We start from the raw sequence: 22,951 nt of genomic DNA, 5'->3' as shown, positions 1-22,951 counted from the left end.
GAAAGGCGGTGGTTTAACCGCCAATCATGGCCAGGTGCTTGGTGGCGCCGGCGTTTTGTTCGTGTAAGTGGTGGCTGTAGTCTTTGCCCTTGATGGCTTCTTGCAGGAAGGCCATGACGGGCTCGGGATCATCCGACTGCAACAGGTGGCGCAGGCTTTGGTGCTCGTCCACAAACAGGCACAGAAACAGCTGGCCCTGGCTCGAAACCCGCAGTCGGTTGCAGGTGGCACAGAAGTCTTTGCTGTAGGGCATAATCATACCGATGCCGCCGGCGTAATCCGGGTGCCAGAACTCCCGGGCGGGTCCGGAGTCCCGGCCGCGCAACCTTTCCTGCCACCCTTCCTGGCGCAGCCGGTCGATGACCACATCGCCGCTCAAGTGGTGTCGTTCAAAGAACTCGGGGTTGTCCCCGGTCTGCATCAGCTCGATCATTCGCAGCGTTATCGGACGCTCCCGGACAAAGTCCAAGAAATCGTCCATGGCATCGTCGTTGTAGTGCTTCATCAGCACACTGTTGACTTTAATGTTGGGAATACCGAGTTCGGCGGCCCGGTCCAGCCCCTCGAGAATTTTCTGGAGCTTGTTGTGCCCGGTAATCATCTTGAATTTGGCGTGGTCCAGGCTGTCGATGCTGACGTTGACCGCATCCAGCCCGGCCGCATACCAATCATCCACATCTTTTGTCATGCGGTAACCGTTGGTGGTCAGCGCGACGGTTTCAATGCCCGGCGTTTGCTTGCACAGCGCGATGATGTCCGTCAGGTCTTTGCGCAGAGAGGGCTCACCGCCGGTAATGCGGATCTTGCGCATCCCCAGCCGGGCAAACGCCGTCACCAGCCGACGAATTTCATCATAGGATAGGTCGTGGGCCCGGGCCTCGGGGCCGCAATCGGTGCCCTCCGGTAGGCAGTAGTCGCAACGGAAGTTGCAGACTTCGGTAATGGACAGACGCAAATAACTAAAGCGCCGATCAAAAGAGTCAGTCAGCATAGAGACACCTTTCCAAGCACGGGAGGCGGCCCGGTTTCCCGAACGACCCTGGTTACCCTCGCTCGCTCGGTTGAACGAGGGGTAACGGCCCGGTGACCTTAGCATTGCCTTAGGCGAGCGGGCTCGGTGTGAGTGTGTGGTTAAGTCTAGCGCAAAAAACACCGTTTGTTTATGGCCCCTAGGTATAACCCTTCTACCCCTTGTTGGGTAGGCCTGGCTCAATATGGTGCTAATTTGAGCGAGATCAAGCACCGGCGCGGGGCCTGTCGCTAGTATGTCGCGTTTTTCTTTCCTGTTGTCTGTTGTCAGAGGATGTTTGTCCCATGAGCCAGCCCGCCCCCGAACTGTTGTCCCCCGCCGGGAGCCTGCGTGCCATGCGCCTGGCCTTTGCCTACGGCGCCGACGCTGTGTACGCCGGCCTGCCGCGGATGAGTCTGCGGGTGCGCAACAACAGCTTTGACCCGGAGACCATGGACCGGGGTATTCGCGAGGCCCGTGCTCTGGGTAAACGCTTTTATGCGGTCACCAACGTCGCGCCGCACAATAACAAGGTGCGCACCTTGGTCAAGCATCTGGCTCCGTTGGTCGAACTGGGGCCGGATGCGCTGATTGTGTCGGACCCGGGGGTCATCTGGCTGGTGCGACAGCACTTCCCGACAATACCTATGCACTTATCGGTCCAGGCCAATACGGTCAACTGGGCGGCGGTCAAGTTCTGGCAGGAGCAGGGCATTGAGCGGATTATTCTCTCTCGGGAGCTGGGCATTGAGGAGATCGGTGAAATTCGCGAGCAAGTGCCGGACATGGAGCTGGAGGTATTCGTCCACGGTGCTCTGTGCATGGCGTATTCCGGGCGCTGCATGCTCTCGGGCTACTTTAACCACCGGGACCCCAACCAAGGCGCCTGCACCAACGCCTGCCGTTGGAAATACGAGGCCAAGCCCGCCCGGGAAGACGAAGTCGGGCAGTGGGAACCGGTGGTCATCGAGGATAAAACCCGCCCCGGCGAGCTGATGCCCATGGACGAAGACGAGCACGGCAGTTACATCCTGAACTCAAAGGACCTGCGCGCGGTGGAGTACGTGGAGCAACTGACCCGGATGGGCGTTTATTCGCTTAAAATTGAAGGGCGCACCAAGTCGCCCTACTACGTGGCTCGCACCGCCCAAGTCTACCGCCGGGCCATTGACGACGCTGCGGCGGGCAGACCGTTTGATCCGGCGCTGCTGGGGGACTTGGAAGGCCTGGCCAACCGTGGCTATACCGCCGGGCTGCTGGACCGCCACGCCCGCCCGGAAACCCTGCAGAATCTGGAACGGGCGCACCACAACGGTGCCCAGCAGTGGGTCGCCGAGCCTGTGCAGAAGTTGAGTGGGCAAACAGGCCACTGGTACGAGGTTGAAGCCAAAAACGGCTTCTCCGTCGGCGAGCGACTGTGCCTGCTTACCCCCAAGGGCAACCACGCCTTCGAGCTACAAGCCCTTCGGGACAAGAACGACTCGCCGATCGACCGAGCCCCCGGCTCCGGTCATCGGGTCCGCCTCCAACTGCCGGTTGACTGTGATCCCGCCACGGCCCTACTGGTCAAAAACTTGCTGTAAGGCGGATTGGCCCGACGCTTCGGAGCCGAAGGCGCATCATTCATTGGCAGACGTGAAGCTGAAGTAAAGGGTGACGCTTCGCGATGGCGGATGCGCTTCGCTTATTCGCCCTACGGACGTGGAGGGTGGGACGGACGCTTGTGAGGTCGTCATCCATCTATATAACCAATCCGCATGATCACTCCCTTGTGCTATTGAGAATCCTTCCTTCCAAATTACGAAAAGTTTCGTAGAATAAGTACGAAACACTTCGTAAATAGGAGAGTGCCATGCCCCAATCCCCGCAACCGACGCCGACCCGCTCGGAGATGGAAATTCTTGAACAGCTGTGGGAGCGGGAGGAAGCCACCGCCCAGACAATACACGATGCCCTCGGCGGCACCCGCTCGGTCGGCTACACCGGCACGCTCAAGCTCATGCAGCTGATGCACCAAAAGGGGCTGCTGGGACGGCGCCGGGAGGGACGCAGCCACGTCTATTACCCGTTGGTGGATGAGCAGAGCACGAAAAGCTCCCTGTTAAACACCTTTGTTGACGCCACCTTTGCCGGCTCGGCCAGCCGAATGATGATGCACCTGCTGGGCAACAAAAAAGTTTCCCGCGAAGAGTTGGATGAAATACGCGATTACCTCGACCGGATTGAGGAGGACAAGTCATGAGCTGGCTGGCGGAGTGGTTGGGTACGGCCTTTATCTACGCGCTGGGTTGGACTCTGCTGCACTCATTATGGCAGGGCGCCTTGGTGGCGGCGTTGCTGGCACTGGTGTTGGCGGCCACGCCCCGTTGGTCGGCCAATGCCCGGTACTTGTGTGGGGTGGCGGCACTGGGGCTGGTATTGGTGCTCGCGGTGCTGACCTACAGCCGTTACTCCCTGCTGGTTGAAGCGGCCTTGACCGAAGCGGCGAAGCCCTCGACGGAGGCCGCATTGGCCGACTCCGGCCCCGTGTTCTCTTGGGAGTCGTTCGCGCTCTGGTTAAATCGCCATATGCCGCAGGTCGTCCTGCTTTGGTTGGTAGGGTTCACCTTATTTCTGACGCGTTACTGCGGTTGGGGTTTTCCATTGCCACCGTCTTAAAACCCGGCTCAGTCGATCGGCCGAACCGGGTTGGCAGCGGCGGGTCGAGGTATTGGCACGGGGCATGGGCGTCCGTCGCGCCGTCGCCTTGAGACTCGCCGAACAGGTGGTGGGGCCCTGCGTGGTGGGGCACCTCAAGCCCGCCATTCTTATGCCCGCCGCCCTGCTGACCCGCCTAACCCCGGAAGAACTGGAAGCGATTCTGCTGCACGAACTGGCCCACATCCGGCGCAATGACTACTTGGTGGGCTTGGTTCAGAGCCTGATCAAAACCCTGTATTTCTTTAACTGGCCCGTGCTTTGGATTAGCGCGCAGATCGATCGCGAGCGGGAAAACGCCTGTGACGATATTGCCGCTGACGGTTGTAAAAGCCGGATCTTTTACGCCGAGACCCTGACCCGTTTCTCCTCAATCACCATGGGTCCCTCGGCTTCCAATGATGGAGAACTCACCATGGCTGTAAATGGAAAACACCACTACCTTTTGGCGCGAATCCGGCGTCTGTTTGAAACCGATACCGCATCCGCTCGTTCGTTCGAGGGCGTGCTGTCGAGCCTGCTACTGTTGGCTCTGGGCCTGTTTCTAAGTGTTCACTCCCAGGCGGAGGCCCAATACCCGGAGATCGACACCCTGGATGATGTATCGGTCGGGCAGCTTATTGAGACCTTTAAAAACCAAGTGACCGAAACGGGGGATGAGCGTCATATTGTGACCACGCTGAAACCCACTGACGACTATCAAGCATTGTCGGAGACAGAGCGGGAGGCCTTTGCTCGCTATTTTAGGGAGGCCTTGTGGCGGGAAAGCTATCAGGACATGGAGCGCGTGGAGTACTTTGCCCACTTGGAAGAACCCGAGTGGCTGGAAGTTCGCCAGCTATGGTTTGAACAGAATTACGGCCACTTTATCAACGCATTGAAAGGCGAAGATTCCATCGCAGAGCAGCAAGAGAGAAGGGTCGGCGATCATCCGAACCCTGTTCGTTTTACCCGCTTCGACAGTGGCCGAATGGAGGCCGAGATTCCGGTAGCGGTGCTCCATGAGTTGAAGCAGGGGCCGAGCCATGAGCTCGAAGTGGGGTCTTTTGTGCTGCGTCATCTCGGAAGTGAAGGTGTGATTTTGGTGATGAAGAAGGGGGATGCCGTTAACGAGGTTGCCCTTAATCGGAGGCTTGGCCGGAGCGACTTTGAAGATGGCGGGATCTTCGTCGGGCAGATGTCTCACCTGTCCTATAACGACGACGCCAGCTCCAATCAGGTGAGCTCCTTTGTCACCGTTGATGATTTTTATCAAGTTTGGATGGACGGCGAGAGCTTGACCCATCTAGAACGGGGAGAGCAGGCGAATACGGTCGACGCCTTATCTGGCTTCCGGGTTTCTCAAGGCGGCGTGCTGGAGGTGGCCTTTCACCCGGCCCGAAGCCGCTACACCGGCAGCCGACTGTTAAATTTTATGAATTCAAAGGAATCGCCCTATGCAAAAAAAATCGAAAGAGAGCTTGAGGCCAAGCTGGCGAAATTGCCGAGTAATCTGCATGACTATCTCTATAAAGACGAGCACATTAAGCGCCACTTCCTGGCCTGGTCTTTGCAGGAGGGAGTCGCTATTGGTGAACGACAAAAAGAGTATTTTGCGAACATATACCAGAAAACGCGTGTTGAGTTTTTGTTGGACGCAGTCGAGGACCCGGATCGCGATGCCTTGGAAGTGGCACACCACTCGATATTCGTTTGGGCCAATGACGTTAATGGGGTGAACATCTACCCCGCTCACAAGGACGACTCTGAAAAACTGTTTGACCTGATTATTGAAGAGCAGTCCGTCACTGAGGCAGTCGCTCAGGTCGCCGAGGTGTGTGAGGGCATTGAGCGCCCGGATGGCTATGAAGTGGTGACGCAGCCGGTATCGCTATACGGCTATGAAACTCATTGCGAGCAATGGGAGGGCGTATTCGAGCAACTGGTCGAAAACCATTCCGACCTCGCCGCCCGTTAGTTAGAACGCTAAACCCTAGCGCTTTTCCCGGGCTTGCCCCGGGATTTTTTTGGGTTCAGGTAATAAACCGGTCAAAGGGAATGACGGTCACGAACTCCCCTGCCTCGACTTTGCCCCGCTCCGCTTCCAGCACGGTATAAGCATTGGCGCCGAGGAACGAGGTCAATACCCCCGAGCCCTGGGCGCCGTTACTGCCAACTTGGTTTTCGCCGTCGACACAGCGCAGGGTCGCGCGCTGGAAGTCCTGCCGGCCGGGGCGTTTTTTGTAGCCGCTGGTGGCCTTGGCGGTTATCTGCAGAGGCGGTTCCGGGGCTTCGCCGGCCATGGTGCGCAGAATCGGCAGCGCCAACTGGTGCAGGGTTACCATGGAGGAGACCGGGTTGCCCGGCAGACCGAAAAAGACGGCCCTGCCCAGGTGCCCGAAGGCGAAGGGCTTGCCGGGCTTGATGGCGACTTTCCAGAAACCGATTTCGCCCAGCTCGCCCAGAATGTCTTTCACGTAATCCGCATCGCCCACGGAGACGCCGCCGCTGGAGACTACCGCGTCCGCCTCGGAGCCGGCGCGTTCGAGCGCCGCCCGGATGGCGTCGGGTTGGTCCGGAATCAGGCCCAGATCCAGAACGTCCACGTTCAACCGTTGAAGAATGGCGATAATGCCGTAGCGGTTGCTATCGTAGATGTGGCCGTCTTTCAGGGGTTGTCCCGGCGGCGTGAGTTCGTCGCCGGTGGACAGTACCGCGACTTTCAAGCGACGTTGGACGGTCGCTTCCGCCAAGCCCAGAGAAGCTAGCAGTGCCAGGTCGATTGGGCCAAAACGGTAGCCGGCGGGGAACACTTCCTGCCCTTTGCTGATGTCCTCCCCGGCGCGGCGAATGTTTTCGCCGGCAGAAGGCGACTTCAGAACCTTGATGCTGTCGCCGTTCACTTTGGTGTTTTCCTGCATCACCACCGCATCGGCGCCGGCGGGGATGGTGGCGCCGGTCATGATGCGCACACACTGGCCCGGTTGCAGTTCGCCTTCAAACCGGTGGCCGGCCAGCGATTGCCCGACTACTATCAGCGGCTGCCCGGCATCGTCCGCGCGCAGGGCGTAGCCGTCCATGGCGGAGTTGTCGTACCCGGGCACATTAAAGCCGGCCCGTACCGGCTCGGCGGTAATTCGATCAAGCAGGTCGGGCAGCGCCACGGTTTCGGTGTCGGAAACGGACTGTACCGCCACCTGCATGCGGGCAATGGCGTCCCGCACTGGAATCAGTTGAGGTTCGTCACAACAGGCCATCACTCACTCTTTTCCTGGTTGATCATCCACACGGCGGCTTCCACGCGCGAGCGCAGCCCCAGCTTTTTCAGCAGGTGTTTAACGTGCACCTTAACCGTGCCATCGGAGATGTCCAATTCCCGGGCGATGAGCTTGTTGCTCAGGCCCTTGGCGATCAGCTTGAGGATCTCCAGTTCGCGCCCGGTCAGGCTGTCGAGCTTGGCCTCATTGTTGGGCTGAGGCTTGCGAATGGCCGTGGCCAGGGCCTGGGTGACCGCCTCGCTCATGACCATTTTACCTTCCAGCGCCCGACCAATTTGGGTGAGCAACTCTTCCGGCTCGGTATCCTTGAGCAGGTAGCCGTCCGCGCCCCGGGAGATGGCGGCGATGACATCGTCATCGGCGTCGGACACGGTGAGCATGACGATCCGGGAGGTAACCCCCTCGGCCCGCAGTTTTTCCAGTGTTTCCAGCCCGTCCATGCCCTGCATATTAAGATCCAGCAGGATCAGGTCCGGGTCCAGTTCGGCGCCCAGCTTTATGGCGTCGGCGCCATTGCCGGCCTGAGCAATTAGCTCTAGCTCATCGGACAGCTCTATTAATTGTTGCAACCCCTTGCGCAACAGGGGGTGATCATCCACCAGCATGATGCTGGCTGCGTCGTGACTCATGACGGTGTCTCCCAATTTTTTGTATCCGGAGCATTGTCGGCGGCCAGTGTGGCTTTGGCAAGGGTTGCCCGCGCCTAGCGCAGGGGAGTGAGAGGCGCAACCCGTTCGTTATGGGTACCTACAAAGGGATGTACGGGAGGGTTTTCCTATTTCCAAGTGAGCATTGAGCGTTGGTGCGCCGAGCCGCATAGTAGGGGCTCGCGCGCTCGTCCCCCCTCAGACTCGAGTACCGGTACCCGACTGTATGCCCAGCTTACCCCCGCAGCCGCCCATCGAACCTCCGGAGGCAACTCTCGGAGCCGCGCCCGCGCCCCTGCCGTTTGGGTGGCTGACCGGGGCGTTGCTGTGTGCCTTTGGCATCTGGATGTTGCCCTCGGTGGTTATGGTCTTTTTGGCCCATACCCGTTCGGACGTGACGGTTTCGGAGTTGTTAACGCTGCTGGCGTTGACCGGTGTCTCCGCGGCGGTGCTGCGGCTCACGCTGGGGTTTTGGCTTCAGGCAGGTTTTGGGCGCGCGCTGGTGTTTTGGGCGCTGTTGTTGCTCATGCTGGTGAGCTTGGTGGTAGCGGGGCTTCTGGCGTTTGGGGCGGCTTCTGGAGCCAGCTTGGCCGGTTTGAGTGTACTGGTGGGGCTCGGTGGTGGCGGTATGGCCGCATTGAGCGGCCCGGGCGTGCCCACCGACGACGAAACCCAGTATGAGCTGGAAACCGCCTCCTTGGTGGGGCATCTAGGCATGGTGGCAACCTTGTTGGTCGTGCCCTATGCGCTGCTTTGGCCGTTGGTCGGCATGCCTGGCACTCCACTACTATCCGGTGCCAGCCACTTTCTGGGCCGGGTCGAGGTGGGCGCGCCGGTCTGGCTCGGCTGGTCGGGGGTGCTTTGGGCCGGTGTGTGTGGGGTACTGGTAACGGCCTGGTACGTCATCGGTCGCGGCGGTGTCCCCCTGAGGGTACCGCAATGGCCCAGGGCCCTCCTGACCGTCGGGTTGGGCCTGTTGGTCTCGGCGCTCGGAGCCGCTGTCATTCTTCCCGTGTCGCTCGGTGGTATAGCGGCGGGGGTGCCCGTTGAGGTGGTATTGCCAGTGCTGCTGGCGCTGTGTGTTCTCATTAGTTTGGGGTTGGCTCCGGCGGCCCAGCGCCACCGGGTCACTCAGTTGTTGGCCCACCGGCATCTTTGGATTATGAGTGCCCTGTGGGTGGCCAGTCTGGGTACCTTCCTGGGATTAACGCTGGTATTCCCCTTACTAACCTCTATGTTGTTTCGCCTCCCGGGGGAAGAGGGGGCTGGCTACCCCGGAGTATTTCTGTACGCCTGGATGCTACCCATGGCGGCGATACTAATGCGGCCCCTGGGCAGTTGGGCGGCACGCCGCTGGGGCGGCGTTCGCGTGGCGGCCAGCGCCATGCTGGTGTTGGCGCTGGGGGCCGGGTGGCTGTTCGGTGTCTTGGCGCGCATCGGTGAGTCGGCCTACCCGCCGGATGAGTTCGCCGGTTATATGCTCGGCATGGTGGGGCTGTTTTCGGCCTCGGGGCTGAGTCATGCGGCGCTGGTGCAGGCATTGCCCAAAGTATTTCCACCGTTATTGCGACCCGGTGCCAGTGTGTGGCTGATGTCTGTGGCGACCCTGGGCATGGCCTACATCCCTCTGGCGCTGGTGCGGGCGCTTAAAAATGAGGCCGTGCAACAGGCCTTTCTGGGTTTTGGCCTCTATTATTTTCTTTGCGCTTTGGTGGCCGGCGCGCTTTACTTGCGACGGCACGCCTCTATCTATAATCCCTGAGTCTACTCACTCAGGGGTAGAAGGTGGTGCCTAAACGGCTCAATAGGCAAAGGCGCCAATCATTTCTAGTATGGCGCCAGTACCCTCACACGTTGTCGGGTTTTTACCGCCAGGTTAATAATTCTCTGGAGACGCCTCATGCTAGATGCCAGCGCCATTGCCCCCCGCGATCAGCGGCGCGCGCTTTTCCTTTCCACCTTCGCGTTCACACTGTGTTTTGCGGTCTGGACGATTTTTTCCATTCTCGGTATTCAGATTAAGCAAGAGCTCGGGCTGAGTGATACTCAGTTGGGCCTGCTCATGGCCACTCCGATTCTGTCCGGTTCGATCAGTCGCCTGTTCCTCGGCGTGCTAACCGATCGTTTCGATGGGCGCTGGGTGTTTGGCCTGCTGATGATCACGACCGGTGTTGCCGTGCTACTGGTCAGCCTGGCGCAGAATTATTACCTGCTGTTGCTGGCGGCGTTGGGTGTAGGCCTGGCCGGTGGCTCTTTTATCGTGGGTGTGGCTTACACTTCCGCCTGGTATCCGGCGGGCAAGCAGGGCACGGCACTGGGTATTTTTGGGGCCGGTAATGTGGGCTCGGCCCTCACCAACTTCGGCGCGCCCTTTTTGCTACTGGCGCTCGGTTGGCAGCTTACCGCGCAGGTTTATGCGGTTGTGATTGCCGTGATGGGCGTAGGCTTCATTGTGTTTGCCAAAGCCGATCCGGGGCTGGCCGAGCGCCGCTCCGAACTCACCACCCTGGGGCAGCAGTTGGCGCCGCTGGGAGATATACGGGTCTGGCGTTTTGCACTCTACTACTTTTTTGTATTCGGCGCCTTTGTCGCCTTGGCGTTGTGGCTCCCCCATTACTTGATGGAAGTGTATGGCCTGGGCATTGCCGCCGCCGGCATTCTCACCGCGCTTTATACCATTCCCGCGTCACTGTTTCGTGTTCTTGGTGGTTGGATGTCTGACCGCTATGGTGCGCGTCGGGTTATGTATTGGACGTTGATTGCCTCTGTCATTTGCTGTTTTCTGCTTAGCTATCCGCCCACCGAGTACCGCGTTTTCGGGGTGGATCGCACGTTGGAGTTCAGCTTTGAGCTAACCCTGCCAGTCTTTGTGCTTCTCACTTTTATTCTCGGGTTTTTTATGTCCCTGGGTAAGGCGGCGGTGTTTAAACACATTCCGGTTTATTACCCCACTCATGTCGGTGTGGTCGGTGGTGTTGTCGGTATGATCGGCGGCTTGGGTGGTTTTTTCCTGCCCTTGACCTTCGGCATGCTCAACGATGTGATCGGCGTGTGGCAAAGTGCGTTTATGCTGCTGTTCGTTATTTCCGGGGCGGCGCTGGTCTGGATGCACTACGCCATTCGCCTGGCAGAGCGTCGCGAATGGGCCAGCGGAAAAGACGTTACCGATTTGCCGGAGTTCTCCACACCCGATGCGTTTGTATTGGAAGACTGGCGGCCGGAAGATAAAACCTTTTGGGAGGAGAAGGGCAAAAAGATTGCTCGGCGCAACTTGTGGATCTCCATTCCCAACCTGTTCCTGGCGTTCGCGGTCTGGTCCATCTGGTCCATCCTGGTGGTGAAAATGCCCCAACTGGGCTTCCCTTACAGCTCTGGCCAACTGTTCTGGTTGGCGGCATTGCCGGCGCTCTCCGGTGCCACGCTGCGTATTTTTTACAGCTTTATGGTGCCGATTTTTGGCGGCCGCCGCTGGACGGCTATCTCTACCGCTTCCCTCCTACTGCCATGTCTGTGGCTCGGGTTCGCGCTGCAAAATACCGACACCTCCTATTTGGTGATGTTGATTCTGGCCCTATTGTGCGGCTTTGGTGGCGGTAACTTTGCCTCCAGCATGGCCAATATCAGCTTCTTCTTCCCAAAGGCCGAAAAAGGCGGGGCTCTGGGGTTGAACGCTGGTCTGGGCAACCTCGGGGTGTCGGGGATGCAGTTGATCGCGCCGCTGGCGATTGCCGCGAGTGTGCTCGGGCCTTTCGGTGGTGACCCTTTGGTGGTGCAAGAGGGAATGAATGCCGGACGGGAAATGTGGATTCAAAACGCGGCCTTGATCTGGGTGCCGTTCATTCTCATTGGAGCGGTGGCCGCTTGGTTCGGGATGAACGACATCGCTTCGGCCAAGTCCTCGTTTCGTGAACAGTCGATCATCTTTAAGCGTAAACACACTTGGCTGATGTGTTGGTTGTATATGGGCGCGTTCGGCAGTTTTATCGGCTTTGCCGCTGGCTTTCCGCTGCTCTCGGGCATGTTGTTTAAAGATGTCGACCCCACCAAGTTTGCCTTTATCGGCCCGTTGCTGGGGGCGCTGGCCCGTCCGGTGGGTGGTCTGATTGCCGATAAACTGGGTGGTGCTCGCGTGACGCTGTGGGCTTTCGGCGTAATGATTGCCGGTGTCTTTGGCGTACTGCACTTTCTGCCCAGCGACGAGAGTGCGGGTAGCTTTTGGGGCTTTTTCGGCATGTTCCTGGTGCTGTTTGTTGCCTCCGGTGTTCTTAACGGTTCCACTTTCCGCATGGTGCCGGTCATGTTCCTCACCCTGCGTCAGCGTGCCCTGGGCGATACCGAGCAGGCGCAAGTGGAGGGCAACCGGGAAGCGGCCGCGGTGGTGGGCTTCATCTCCGCCATTGCCGCCTACGGTGGCTTTTTTATTCCCAAGTCATACGGCACCTCGTTTGAGTTGACCGGGGGCGTCAGCGCGGCGCTGATCGGGTTTGTGGTGTTCTACGTCAGTTGCCTGTTGGTTACTTGGTGGTACTACGCCCGGCGCAATGCGGAGGTGCCTTGCTAAGATGAGCGCGCGCGGGCTCTCTCTTGGGGAGGGGGAGGCCGCGCTTATCCTTGTCCTAGTGCCTTTCACCTCGCCAGTTGCCATCGCTATTCGGGAGCGTCATTATGAAGGACCAAGACTGATGACGACTGGTGCGTTATGCTTCAAGATCCCATCTCTAAACTCCCGCTCACAGCCAGGGTCCAAAAACTTCCTTTTTGGAGGGCGTTGATTTGCAGCATCTGGACCTGAAAGTCGTGGAGCAGGCCCGGGCGTGGTTGAGCCAGGGTGAAACCGTCTGGTTTTGCACTGTGCTCTCCACTTTCGGCTCTTCGCCTCGTGAACCCGGCTCCATGTTTGTGGCCCGCGCTGATGGCCGCCATGTAGGCTCACTTTCCGGTGGCTGCGTCGAGGAGGATTTCCTGGAGTGCCTGGGGGAAGGTGCCTTCAATCAACCAGCGCAGCGCCTCCGCTATGGCTCCCGGGATGGCCAGGGGGGAAATCGAGTAGCGTTGCCCTGTGGCGGTACGCTTGATGTGTTGATTGAGCGTATGAGGCCTGACCGCGACAATCTGGAACACATGGACACCCTGTTGGCGACGTTGCGCGGCCAGCAGGTGCGCACGCGCCAGGTGGCCCTGGAAAGCGGTGAGAAAACCTTTGTTGACGAGGAGGGGGTGGGGCCAAGGGTTGTTGATAGTGATTCGGGGCGGAGTGTCTCAATTCGGGTTGGGCCGGCGGCACGCCTGATCATCGCCGGTATCTCCACCGTCTCCATTGCCTGTGCCGAATTTGCCAAGGCCCTGGGGTACGAGGTGATCGTCTGTGACCCTCGGGAAGAGGCGTTGGACAATGCTCCCGTTGAGGGCGCCAGGGTTGAGCCGGTTTTGCCCTCAGTGTATATCGCCTCGCCGGGCGCTTGCCACGCTGCAACGGCGGTGGTCGCGCTTACTCACGACCCCCGCATTGATGACCTGGCCATGATCGAGGCGGTGAATACGCCGGCATTCTATTTGGGGGTGATGGGCTCCAGGCGGAGCTCCGAAGCGCGCGCCGAGCGGTTGCGTCGCTCCGGAGGGTTGAGCGAGCAAGAAATTACCCGCATTCATATGCCCATCGGCCTGGCGCTGGGGAGCAAAACACCCGCCGAAATAGCGCTGGCGGTCATGGCCGATATTGTGCGGGTTCAGCGAGGCAGGGCGCGTGACCGTCTTTAGCGGTGCCCTTTAGCCTGGGGGAGCGCGAGCCGGTCAATGAGCCTCGCGCGCAAAAACGTTGACCTGGCGCAGGCAGTCGGGCGTAAAGGAAAAGGCCACCCGGGTGCCGCCTTCGGAGCGGTTGGCAATGCTTACCCGGCCGCCGAGGTTTTTGCTGCGCTCCTGCATAATGGCCAGGCCGTAGTGGTTCAGTTTTTCCGGGCTCTCGGAAATGCCCACCCCGTCGTCGTCGATTAATACGGCTACCTTGTTTTGTTGGCGCTCAATATGAATGTCGACGCGTTGCCCCCGGCTGTGGTGGATGGCGTTCTGGGTGGCTTCGCGCACGATCTGTAGCAGGTGAATTTCTTCGTTGGGCGTTAGCGGCAGGCTCTCCAGCTGATAATCAAGCTCAATGCTCATGTCGGTTTGGTCGCTGAGCTGCTTTACGCTCATTTGCAGCGCGCCGAGCAGCCCTGGGCCGTCCACCTTGAGTCGGAAGGTGGTCAGTAGCTCGCGCAGCTGTCGGTAGGCGGAGCTGAGCCCTTCTTGCAACTCGTTGGAAACATCCTCCAGTATCTTTTTATCGTCCTTGGCCAGAGCGCGGTTCAGGCGGGTAACCTGGATCTTAAGGTACGACAGGGCTTGAGCCAGAGAGTCGTGTAGCTCCCGGGCGATGACCGTGCGCTCGTGAGCCAGGGACAGGCGCCGGGCATTATCTTCCTCCGCCTGCAAGCTGAGAGCCATGGCGATTTGGTCGGCAATGGACTGGAGTAGCTGCTGCTTCCAGGCGGTTAGGATTTCTCCCTCCCCCATGCGACAAACCAGTACGCCATAATGGCGTTGCTCCCGGTTCATGGGAAAGCTGTAGCGGTAGACCGGATCGGGCAAACCGGTGCCTTGGGCGTTGGTGAGCAGTTCGCCGCTGAGGCAATCGCCGCAGTTGCGAGTCATGCACAGGTCATAGTCGCTGTCTTCGGGCTTGATTTGACGGTAAGGGTGGTCCCCCGTGTCGGTAATCAGGCACAGTTCCAGGTCGTCCACCTGAGCGATTTCGGCGGCACGATTGATAATGGGCTGAAAATCAATGCCGCCGGTTTCCTGTTCGATAATGGTTTGCGCGGTTTCATACAGAAACTGCAAGGTGGTGTTGCTGCGCTGGAGCTCCCGGGTTTGTTGCTCGATTTGGGACTCCATTTGCCCATGGGCGTGGGCAATAGCCCGGCTCATCTGGTTGAACGATTCGGCCACCACCCCGAGTTCATCCACAAAACGGGGTTGCAGCCGGTACTCATAGTCGCCCTGGCTGATGCGCTGGGTCACCTTCTGCAGCTCGGCGAGCGGGTGCTCCAGGCGGCGATGCAGCCAATAGGCGACGACGGCAGCCAGTGCGAGGATGGCGAACAGGGCGAGTACTTGTACCAGCCGTAGAAGTGCCGCATTGCGCTCGGCATGGTGTTGCAATTGGTTGACGAAGGCATAGAGCTGCCCCACAAAGCGGTCCGTGGCGGCAATGCGCTCGGCGGGCGAGAGCTCGGAGAACGCCTGCTTGAGGGTGTGCCACTGAGCCTGGGCGCTGTCCAACTCCCGGGCTAACGGGTCGCTGCGGTGGCGCAGGGACTCAAATAGGGGGTGAGCCCAGGTGCTCTCCAATTGCTCGCGGGCCTGGCGGCGATCTTCCTCGGTAGCGGCCGGGTTGTCCTCTAGGGCCAACAGCCGATAGGTGTGCATGCGCAATGAGCCGGCCAGGTTGATCGCATGGGCATCGCTGTCCGCCCGGTCCGAGAGCCAGTAGGAGGCCGCCATGGTGAGGGCGGCCAAAGCGACAATGCCGGCAAGCGCGAGCTTGATGCTGAGAACCAGGGATGTAGAGCGCATAGACGGTGCCGTTTTGCATGGATGGCCGGGGCGTGAGGCCCCGGCCAGAGCCTGAGCGGGGCGTATCAGGCGCTGACGTGCTCCAGGGCCTGATCAATATCCGCTATAATATCATCAATGTGCTCAATACCAATGGACAGGCGCACCAGATCGGCAGAGACGCCGGCTGACTTGAGTTCCTCCTCATTGAGCTGGCGGTGGGTCGTGGTGGCCGGGTGACAGGCGAGGGACTTGGCATCACCGATGTTCACCAGGCGCAAAATCATCTGCAGAGCGTCGATAAACTGCGCGCCCGAGTCTTTCCCTCCCTTGATACCAAAACTCAGAATGCCCGACGCTCGTCCGCCGCTGATTTTCTGGCATAGGCCGTTGAAGGGACTGTCCGGCAGGGCGGCGTAGTTTACCCAGTTGATTTTCGGGTGCTGCTTCAGATGCTGGGCCACTTTTAGCGCGTTCTCGCAATGGCGTTCCATACGAAGGCCCAGTGTTTCCAAACCCTGCATGATCAAAAAAGCGCTGTGCGGCGCGAGGGCGGAGCCGGTATTGCGCAGCGGTACCACACGACAGCGGCCGATGTAGGCCGCCTCGCCCAGCGCTTCGGTATAAACCACGTTGTGATAGGAGGGGTCCGGCTCGTTCAGCATGGGGAAACGCTCTTTGTTGGCCACCCAGTCAAACTTGCCCGAGTCTACAATAGCGCCGCCCACGGTAGTGCCGTGCCCGCCAATGTATTTGGTGAGCGAGTGCACCACAATGTCCGCCCCAAACTCGAAAGGCTTGCACAAAAACGGCGTCGCCACGGTGTTGTCCACGATCAATGGAATGCCGTTCCGGTGGGCGATATCCGCCAGGGCCTGGATATCCACAATGTTGCCCGCCGGGTTGCCGATGGACTCGCAGAAAATCGCCTTGGTTCGCTCATCAACAAAGCTCTCCATCTTTTCCAGGTCGTCGAAGGAGGCCATGCGTACGTCAATACCCTGACGGGGAAAGCTGTGGGCGAACAAATTGTAGGTGCCGCCGTAGAGTTGGCTGGTGCTGATGATGTTGTCCCCGGCGTCGGCGATACACTGAATCGAATAGGTGATGGCCGCCATGCCCGAGGCCAATGCCAGCGCACCAATGCCGCCTTCCATGGCCGCCACGCGTGCCTCCAGCACCGCATTGGTGGGGTTCATGATTCGTGTATAAATATTGCCTTCGACCTTTAGATCGAACAGATCCGCGCCGTGTTGAGTATCGTCAAAGGTGTACGAAGTGGTTTGATAAATCGGGGTGGTGGCCGCATGGGTCGTGGGTTCCGGTTCATAGCCACAATGCAGCGCCAGGGATTCGAGTTTCATAGCGATTGTCTCCACAAGTCGGCGCCATTTGGCGCCGGTTTCTTTGTCCTGCCCAGAGCCTCACTTTACCACAACGCAGAATGAAAATGACTCGTAATAACCTCACGTCTATTACGGGATACCACCGATGAATCAACGGGCCTCTGCAAGGGATTCCAGGCAAGGACAAAGAAAGGTGATTCCTTTAAAAACAAGAGGTTAGAAAACTCCCGGGCTACTACCAAGGGAGTAGAAGGGGGCATTTTTACGGCGCCAGCGCTGGTAGCGGTGCGGCGGATTTTTGCGCACTATGCCCGGGTGAAATTGTTACCGCGCAATCTCCCGCTTTGGGGATTGCCATAGCCTCTGTTCAGGAGTCCGCGAATGAGTCACCTTCTCGATAAGTTGCGCTACTTTCAAGCGCAGCGAGAATCTTTTGCCGAAGGCCACGGCGTTACCACCGATGAAGATCGCCAATGGGAGCGCGGTTACCGGCAGCGCTGGCAGCACGACAAAATTGTGCGTTCCACCCACGGCGTGAACTGCACCGGCTCCTGCAGCTGGAAAATCTATGTAAAAAACGGTCTGGTCACCTGGGAAACCCAGCAGACCGATTACCCGCGTACCCGTCCGGATCTGCCCAACCATGAGCCCCGCGGCTGCCCTCGTGGAGCCAGCTACTCCTGGTACATCTACAGCGCCAACCGCTTGAAGTACCCCAAAGTTCGTCAGTCACTGATGAAGCTCTGGCGCGAAGCGCGCGAGCAGTATGCCGACCCGGTTCAGGCCTGGGCCTCCATTGTGGAAGACCCGGCCAAGGCGAAGAGTTATAAATCCCGGCGCGGGCTGGGCGGGTTTATCCGCGCCCACTGGAATGAAGTGAATGAAATCATTGCCGCCTCCAACGTCTACACCGCGAAAACCTACGGCCCGGATCGCATCACCGGCTTTTCGCCCATCCCGGCCATGTCCATGGTGTCCTACGCCTCGGGGGCCCGCTACCTGTCTCTGATAGGCGGCAACTGCCTGAGCTTTTACGACTGGTACTGCGACCTTCCTCCCGCCTCCCCGCAAGTGTGGGGCGAGCAGACCGACGTGCCCGAATCCGCGGACTGGTACAACTCCTCCTACATTATTTGCTGGGGTTCCAACGTCCCCCAAACCCGCACGCCCGATGCTCACTTTATGACTGAAGTGCGCTACAAGGGTACCAAGGTCATCAGCATTACTCCGGACTATTCCGAGGTCGCCAAGCTCACCGACCAGTGGCTGGCGCCCCGTCAGGGCACCGATGCCGCCCTGGCCATGGCCTTCGGTCATGTGATTCTGAAAGAGTTCTATGTTGACTCCCAGAGTGAGTACTTCACGAACTACGTGAAGCGCTACACCGACATGCCCAACCTGGTCATTCTGGATGATGAGGCTGGCCGTTTGCAGCAAGGCCGTTTTCTGCGCGCGGCGGACTTGGTGGACAACCTGGGGGAAGAAGCCAACCCGGACTGGAAAACCATTGCCATCAACGGCGCTGACCAGCGTCTGGTTAGCCCCAATGGCTCTATCGGCTATCGTTGGGGACGCCCGGAAGGGCAAACCGGCCGGTGGAACCTGGAAAATCGCGACGGTCTTACCGGCGATGAGGTGGACCTGCAACTCTCTCTGAAAGGCAACAGCGACGAGATTGCCGATGTGGCCTTCCCTTATTTTGGCTGCAAGGAACACGACTACGGGTATTTCCAGCACACCGAGCACACCGAAGTGCAGATGCGCAAGGTGCCCGCCAAACGAGTCACGCTGGCCGACGGCCGCCAAGTGCTGGTGGCCACCGTCTACGACCTGACCCTGGCTAACTACGGCGTCGACAACGGTTTGGACGATCCCAATTGCGCCCAGAGCTTTGACGAGGACAAGCCCTACACGCCCCAGTGGCAGGAGCGCATTACCGGCGTTAAGCCCGAACATGTGATCACCGTTGCCCGGGAGTTTGCCCGCACCGCCGACAAAACCCACGGTCGCTCCATGATCATTGTCGGCGCTGGCATGAACCACTGGTTCAATATGGACATGAACTACCGCGGTCTGATCAACATGCTGATGATGTGTGGTTGCGTCGGACAGAGCGGCGGCGGTTGGGCCCACTATGTGGGCCAGGAAAAGCTGCGCCCGCAAACCGGCTGGCAGCCGCTGGCCTTTGGCTTGGACTGGCAGCGTCCGCCCCGGCAAATGAACGGCACCTCGTTCTTCTACGCACACTCTGACCAGTGGCGCTACGAGAAGCTCAATATGGGCGACCTGGTCTCGCCTCTGGCGAACAAGGAAAAATGGCAGTCCAGCATTCTCGATTACAACACCCGCGCCGAGCGCATGGGCTGGTTGCCCTCCGCCCCGCAGTTGGCCACCAACCCGCTGAAGCTGGCCGAAGCGGCCAAGGCGGCCGGCAAGGACGTCAAAGACTATGTGCGCGATCAATTGGTGGGTGGCGAGCTGAAATTTGCCTGCGAAGATCCGGACAGCCCGCAGAACTACCCGCGCAATATGTTTATTTGGCGCTCGAACTTACTGGGCTCCAGTGGCAAGGGCCACGAATACATGCTGCGCCACTTGTTGGGTACCAAACACGGCCTGATGAACAAGGATCTGGGCGAGACCGGCGAAGCCAAACCCGAAGATGTCACTTGGCGCGACGAGGCACCGGAGGGCAAGGTGGACCTGTGGGTCACCCTGGACTTCCGCATGTCCACCACTTGCCTCTATTCCGACATTGTTCTGCCGACCGCCACTTGGTACGAAAAGGACGACATGAACACCTCGGATATGCATCCGTTCATCCACCCGCTCACCGAAGCGATCGACCCGGTGTGGGAATCGCGCAGCGACTGGGACATTTTCAAGGGCATCGCCAAAAAGTTCTCGGAGCTCACCAACGGCCACCTGGGCGTGGAGCAGGATGTGGTGACCACACCCATCATGCACGACTCCCCGGGGGAAATGGCCCAGCCCTACGGTGTAAAAGCCTGGTGGAAAGGCGAGTGCGATGCGGTGCCTGGAGTGACCATGCCCAACATCAACGTGGTGGAGCGGGACTATCCCAACACCTACCACCGTTTTACCTCCCTTGGCCCGTTGATGGACAAACTGGGCAACGGCGGTAAGGGCATCAACTGGGATACCAAAGAAGAAGTGGCGTTCCTCGGTAAGCTCAACCGCGTGCATCATGAAGAGGGGGCCAACAAAGGCCGTCCCCGGATTGAGTCTGCCATCGACGCCTGCGAAGTGATTCTGTCCTTGGCTCCGGAAACCAATGGCCATGTGGCGGTAAAAGCCTGGGACGCCTTGGGTAAAATTACCGGCCGGGATCACAAGCACCTGGCGCTGCCTAAAGAGGAAGAGAAAATCCGTTTCCGCGATATCGTCGCTCAGCCACGCAAGATCATTTCCTCACCGACCTGGTCGGGTCTGGAAGATGAGCATGTGTCCTACAACGCGGGTTATACCAACGTGCATGAGCTGATTCCGTGGCGCACCATCACCGGCCGGCAGCAGTTCTATCAGGATCACGAGTGGATGCTCGATTTCGGTGAGCAGCATTGTCTGTACAAGCCGCCGGTGAACCTGAAAACCATCGAGCCGATCCTCAACCAGCGCAGCAACGGTAACAAAGAGCTGGTGCTCAACTGGATCACCCCGCACCAAAAGTGGGGCATTCACAGCACCTATTCGGACAACCTGTTGATGCAGACCCTGTCACGCGGTGGCCCGATAGTTTGGCTGAGCGAACACGACGCCAAGTTAGCCGGCATTGAGGATAACGACTGGATCGACGTCTTCAATGTCAACGGCGCCATCGCCTGTCGAGCGGTCGTCTCCCAGCGGGTACCCCAGGGCATGAGCATGATGTATCACGCCCAAGAGCGGATCATCAACACCCCGGGGTCAAACCTGACCAAAACCCGCGGCGGGATTCACAACTCCGTGACCCGTGCGGTGATGAAACCCACCCATATGATCGGTGGCTACGCCCAACAGGCCTACGGCTTCAACTATTACGGCACCGTAGGCTGCAACCGCGATGAATTCGTCATTGTCCGCAAAATGGACAAGGTCGACTGGCTGGACACTGAGTGAGGTAGTGCAATGAAAGTAAGAGCGCAAATCGGCATGGTGCTGAATCTGGACAAGTGCATTGGTTGCCACACCTGTTCAGTCACCTGCAAAAACGTCTGGACCTCGCGCGAAGGTGTCGAGTATGCCTGGTTTAACAACGTGGAAACCAAGCCCGGGGTCGGCTACCCCAAAGAATGGGAAAACCAAAACAAGTGGAACGGTGGCTGGAAGCGCGACAAGAAAGGCAAAATCAAGCCTCGTATCGGCGGCAAGCTTCGCGTGCTGGCCAACTTGTTCGCCAACCCGGACCTTCCGGAAATTGACGACTACTACGAGCCGTTTGATTTTGACTACCAACACCTGCACAAAGCCGGTGACACCAAGCACCAGCCCACGGCGCGCCCGTTCTCGTTGGTGTCCGGGCAGCGCATGGAGAAAATCGAATGGGGCCCGAACTGGGAGGAGATTCTCGGCACCGAGTTTGAGAAGCGCCGTAAGGACGTCAACTTCGACCAGGTGCAGGCCGACATCTATGGGCAGTTTGAAAACACCTTCATGATGTATCTGCCCCGGTTGTGTGAGCACTGCCTGAACCCGGCTTGTGTTTCCTCTTGCCCCTCGGGCGCGATCTACAAGCGCGAGGAAGACGGCATTGTGTTGATCGATCAGGACAAATGCCGGGGCTGGCGCATGTGTGTTTCCGCCTGTCCGTACAAGAAAATTTACTACAACTGGAAAAGCGGCAAGTCCGAGAAGTGTACCTTCTGCTATCCGCGCATCGAAGTGGGCCAGCCCACCGTTTGTTCGGAAACCTGCGTGGGACGCATTCGCTACCTGGGTGTACTCCTGTACGACGCCGACCGCATTGAGGAAGCCGCCAGCGTGGCCAACGAGGCGGACTTGTATGAGGCGCAGCTCGATATCTTCCTGGACCCGAATGACCCGGAGGTGATTGCCGCCGCCGAGGCCGAGGGTATCTCCCAGGGTTGGATCGAAGCGGCCCAAAACTCGCCCACTTACAAAATGGCGATTGACTGGAAAGTGGCGCTGCCCCTTCACCCGGAATACCGCACACTGCCCATGGTGTGGTACGTGCCGCCGCTCTCGCCCATCCAGAGCGCCGCCGAAGCCGGTCATGTGGGCATGAACGGTGAAATTCCAGACCTGAAATCCCTGCGAATTCCCATTCGCTATCTGGCCAACCTGCTCACCGCCGGTGAGGAGAAGCCAGTGGTGGAAGCGCTCGAGCGCATGATTGCCATGCGCGCCTACAAGCGCTCTCAACATGTAGACGGCGTAGAGGATCTGGAGGTGCTCAAGCAGGTCGGTCTGAGTGTGGCGCAGGTGGAGGACATGTACCGCTACATGGCCATCGCCAACTATGAAGATCGCTTTGTGATCCCCACCAGCCACCGAGCCTATGCCGAAGACGCCTACGACATGAAAGGCGACTGCGGGTTTAGCTTCGGTAACGGCTGTGCCGACGGTAACAGCGAAACCAGTTTGTTCGGCGGCAACCGTGCCGGCGTCCGCCAGATTATTCCTGCCATTTTGCAAGACTGAGTGCGGGATTAGGAGAAAGACTGATGAAAAGTTTACGTGTAATTTCTCTGCTGATGGAGTACCCCACGGCAGAGCTAATGGAAGGTCGAGCCGAGCTGGTTGAGCTGGTCTCGAGCATGAACCTCAAAGGCAAACAGCGTGAGGCGCTGCTTGCCTTCGTGGAGCAGCGCACCGGCGGCGACCTGATGGATTGGCAGGCCGAGTATGACGCCCTGTTTGAGCGCGGCCGTTCCCTGTCACTGCTGTTGTTTGAGCATGTGCACGGCGAATCCCGCGATCGGGGTCAGGCCATGGTGGATCTGATGAACCAGTACCAGCAGGCCGGCCTGGCCATCGACGCCAACGAGCTGCCGGACTATCTGCCGCTGTATCTCGAGTTCCTCTCCACTCAAGGGCCGGACAACGCTCGGGCGGGCCTGCAGGAGGTGGAACACATACTTGGCCTTCTGGCGGCTCGCTTAAAAGAACGCGAATCCAACTACGCGGCCTTGTTTGAAGCGTTGTTGCATTGGTGTGGTGACCGGGTCGACATTGAACAAATGCGTGAGCAAGTCGCCGGGGAAGCCCGTGACGACACCCCGGAAGCCTTGGACCAAGTCTGGGAAGAGGAGGCCGTTACTTTCGGGCCGGACGCTCAGGCGGAAGGGTGTAACGTTCAATACCGGCCGGAATCCGGCCAGCGTCGGGATCAGGAGCAGATACTGAACCTGATGGAACCCCAACGCGCACAACAGCAATAGG

At 59.1% G+C, this 22,951-nt stretch carries 14 protein-coding genes, 1 pseudogene and 1 riboswitch; of the genes and pseudogenes, 10 read left to right on the top strand and 5 right to left on the bottom strand.

Annotation, left to right across the window (positions count from 1 at the left end):
• Window positions 1–13: 13 nt before the first annotated feature.
• A complete protein-coding gene (gene moaA, locus AAE514_RS05735; RefSeq protein ID WP_347330563.1) occupies window positions 14–991 on the bottom strand; it encodes a GTP 3',8-cyclase MoaA in 978 nt (325 codons plus the stop codon).
• A riboswitch (molybdenum cofactor riboswitch) is annotated at window positions 980–1,132 on the bottom strand. It overlaps the preceding gene by 12 nt.
• 182 nt (window positions 1,133–1,314) lie before the next feature.
• Here moaA and trhP point away from each other — a divergent pair.
• The 4 genes and pseudogenes from trhP to AAE514_RS05715 form a co-directional block, all read left to right on the top strand.
• Window positions 1,315–2,592, top strand: coding sequence for a prephenate-dependent tRNA uridine(34) hydroxylase TrhP (trhP, locus tag AAE514_RS05730; protein WP_347330562.1), 1,278 nt, complete (start codon window positions 1,315–1,317; stop codon window positions 2,590–2,592).
• A 269-nt stretch (window positions 2,593–2,861) separates the two neighbouring features.
• Window positions 2,862–3,251 carry a BlaI/MecI/CopY family transcriptional regulator gene (locus tag AAE514_RS05725; RefSeq protein ID WP_347330561.1) on the top strand — a complete coding sequence of 130 codons (390 nt, stop codon included), beginning with the start codon at window positions 2,862–2,864 and terminating at the stop codon, window positions 3,249–3,251.
• Entirely contained in the window at window positions 3,248–3,667 is a 420-nt protein-coding gene (locus AAE514_RS05720; RefSeq protein ID WP_347330560.1) for a hypothetical protein, read from the top strand. The genes AAE514_RS05725 and AAE514_RS05720 overlap by 4 nt, the downstream gene beginning before the upstream one ends.
• A gap of 25 nt (window positions 3,668–3,692) precedes the next feature.
• A pseudogene (locus AAE514_RS05715) lies at window positions 3,693–5,663 on the top strand (M56 family metallopeptidase); the annotation flags it as partial.
• Window positions 5,664–5,718: 55 nt separating this feature from the next.
• Here the strand turns inward: AAE514_RS05715 and moeA are convergent.
• Window positions 5,719–6,942 (bottom strand): molybdopterin molybdotransferase MoeA, encoded by a 1,224-nt coding sequence (moeA, locus tag AAE514_RS05710; protein ID WP_347330646.1) that lies wholly within the window; start codon window positions 6,940–6,942, stop codon window positions 5,719–5,721.
• On the bottom strand, window positions 6,942–7,592 hold the full coding sequence (gene narL, locus AAE514_RS05705; RefSeq protein ID WP_347330559.1) for a two-component system response regulator NarL: 651 nt from the start codon (window positions 7,590–7,592) through the stop codon (window positions 6,942–6,944). The genes moeA and narL overlap by 1 nt, the downstream gene beginning before the upstream one ends.
• Before the next feature lie 244 nt (window positions 7,593–7,836).
• Here narL and AAE514_RS05700 point away from each other — a divergent pair, with 244 nt between their 5' ends.
• The 3 genes from AAE514_RS05700 (at window position 7,837) to AAE514_RS05690 (ending at window position 13,367) form a co-directional block, all read left to right on the top strand.
• Window positions 7,837–9,372: a hypothetical protein gene (locus tag AAE514_RS05700; protein ID WP_347330558.1), complete on the top strand. Its 1,536-nt coding sequence runs from the start codon at window positions 7,837–7,839 to the stop codon at window positions 9,370–9,372.
• Window positions 9,373–9,510: 138 nt separating this feature from the next.
• A complete protein-coding gene (locus tag AAE514_RS05695; protein ID WP_347330557.1) occupies window positions 9,511–12,171 on the top strand; it encodes a nitrate/nitrite transporter in 2,661 nt (886 codons plus the stop codon).
• 212 nt (window positions 12,172–12,383) lie between these two features.
• A complete protein-coding gene (locus AAE514_RS05690) occupies window positions 12,384–13,367 on the top strand; it encodes an XdhC family protein (protein ID WP_347330556.1) in 984 nt (327 codons plus the stop codon).
• Window positions 13,368–13,400: 33 nt separating this feature from the next.
• Here the strand turns inward: AAE514_RS05690 and AAE514_RS05685 are convergent, their stop codons facing one another.
• Both AAE514_RS05685 and AAE514_RS05680 read right to left on the bottom strand, forming a co-directional pair.
• Window positions 13,401–15,224, bottom strand: coding sequence for a histidine kinase (locus AAE514_RS05685; protein ID WP_347330555.1), 1,824 nt, complete (start codon window positions 15,222–15,224; stop codon window positions 13,401–13,403).
• A 65-nt stretch (window positions 15,225–15,289) separates the two neighbouring features.
• Entirely contained in the window at window positions 15,290–16,567 is a 1,278-nt protein-coding gene (locus AAE514_RS05680) for an O-acetylhomoserine aminocarboxypropyltransferase/cysteine synthase family protein (RefSeq protein WP_347330554.1), read from the bottom strand.
• A gap of 363 nt (window positions 16,568–16,930) precedes the next feature.
• Between AAE514_RS05680 and AAE514_RS05675 the strand changes: the two genes are divergently transcribed.
• From AAE514_RS05675 to narJ, 3 genes are read left to right on the top strand one after another with little or no spacing between them, the layout of a single operon-like run.
• Window positions 16,931–20,668, top strand: a complete 3,738-nt coding sequence (locus AAE514_RS05675) for a nitrate reductase subunit alpha (protein WP_347330553.1) — start codon at window positions 16,931–16,933, stop codon at window positions 20,666–20,668.
• 9 nt (window positions 20,669–20,677) lie between these two features.
• Complete coding sequence (gene narH, locus AAE514_RS05670; RefSeq protein WP_347330552.1) at window positions 20,678–22,210, top strand: nitrate reductase subunit beta; 1,533 nt, start codon at window positions 20,678–20,680, stop codon at window positions 22,208–22,210.
• A gap of 23 nt (window positions 22,211–22,233) precedes the next feature.
• Entirely contained in the window at window positions 22,234–22,950 is a 717-nt protein-coding gene (narJ, locus tag AAE514_RS05665) for a nitrate reductase molybdenum cofactor assembly chaperone (protein ID WP_347330551.1), read from the top strand.
• Window position 22,951 lies beyond the last annotated feature (1 nt).

It is taken from the genome of Marinimicrobium locisalis (genome assembly GCF_039822625.1).
GTDB classification, from domain to species: domain Bacteria; phylum Pseudomonadota; class Gammaproteobacteria; order Pseudomonadales; family Cellvibrionaceae; genus Marinimicrobium; species Marinimicrobium locisalis.
Note: the sequence above shows the minus strand (reverse complement) of the source record. Positions and strands in the feature narration are given on the sequence as shown.

Coding starts and splice junctions, on each gene's coding strand:
- moaA (WP_347330563.1), bottom strand. CDS start 991: ATGCTGACTGACTCTTTTGATCGGCGCTTTAGTTATTTGCGTCTGTCC.
- trhP (WP_347330562.1), top strand. CDS start 1,315: ATGAGCCAGCCCGCCCCCGAACTGTTGTCCCCCGCCGGGAGCCTGCGT.
- AAE514_RS05725 (WP_347330561.1), top strand. CDS start 2,862: ATGCCCCAATCCCCGCAACCGACGCCGACCCGCTCGGAGATGGAAATT.
- AAE514_RS05720 (WP_347330560.1), top strand. CDS start 3,248: ATGAGCTGGCTGGCGGAGTGGTTGGGTACGGCCTTTATCTACGCGCTG.
- moeA (WP_347330646.1), bottom strand. CDS start 6,942: ATGGCCTGTTGTGACGAACCTCAACTGATTCCAGTGCGGGACGCCATT.
- narL (WP_347330559.1), bottom strand. CDS start 7,592: ATGAGTCACGACGCAGCCAGCATCATGCTGGTGGATGATCACCCCCTG.
- AAE514_RS05700 (WP_347330558.1), top strand. CDS start 7,837: ATGCCCAGCTTACCCCCGCAGCCGCCCATCGAACCTCCGGAGGCAACT.
- AAE514_RS05695 (WP_347330557.1), top strand. CDS start 9,511: ATGCTAGATGCCAGCGCCATTGCCCCCCGCGATCAGCGGCGCGCGCTT.
- AAE514_RS05685 (WP_347330555.1), bottom strand. CDS start 15,224: ATGCGCTCTACATCCCTGGTTCTCAGCATCAAGCTCGCGCTTGCCGGC.
- AAE514_RS05680 (WP_347330554.1), bottom strand. CDS start 16,567: ATGAAACTCGAATCCCTGGCGCTGCATTGTGGCTATGAACCGGAACCC.
- AAE514_RS05675 (WP_347330553.1), top strand. CDS start 16,931: ATGAGTCACCTTCTCGATAAGTTGCGCTACTTTCAAGCGCAGCGAGAA.
- narH (WP_347330552.1), top strand. CDS start 20,678: ATGAAAGTAAGAGCGCAAATCGGCATGGTGCTGAATCTGGACAAGTGC.
- narJ (WP_347330551.1), top strand. CDS start 22,234: ATGAAAAGTTTACGTGTAATTTCTCTGCTGATGGAGTACCCCACGGCA.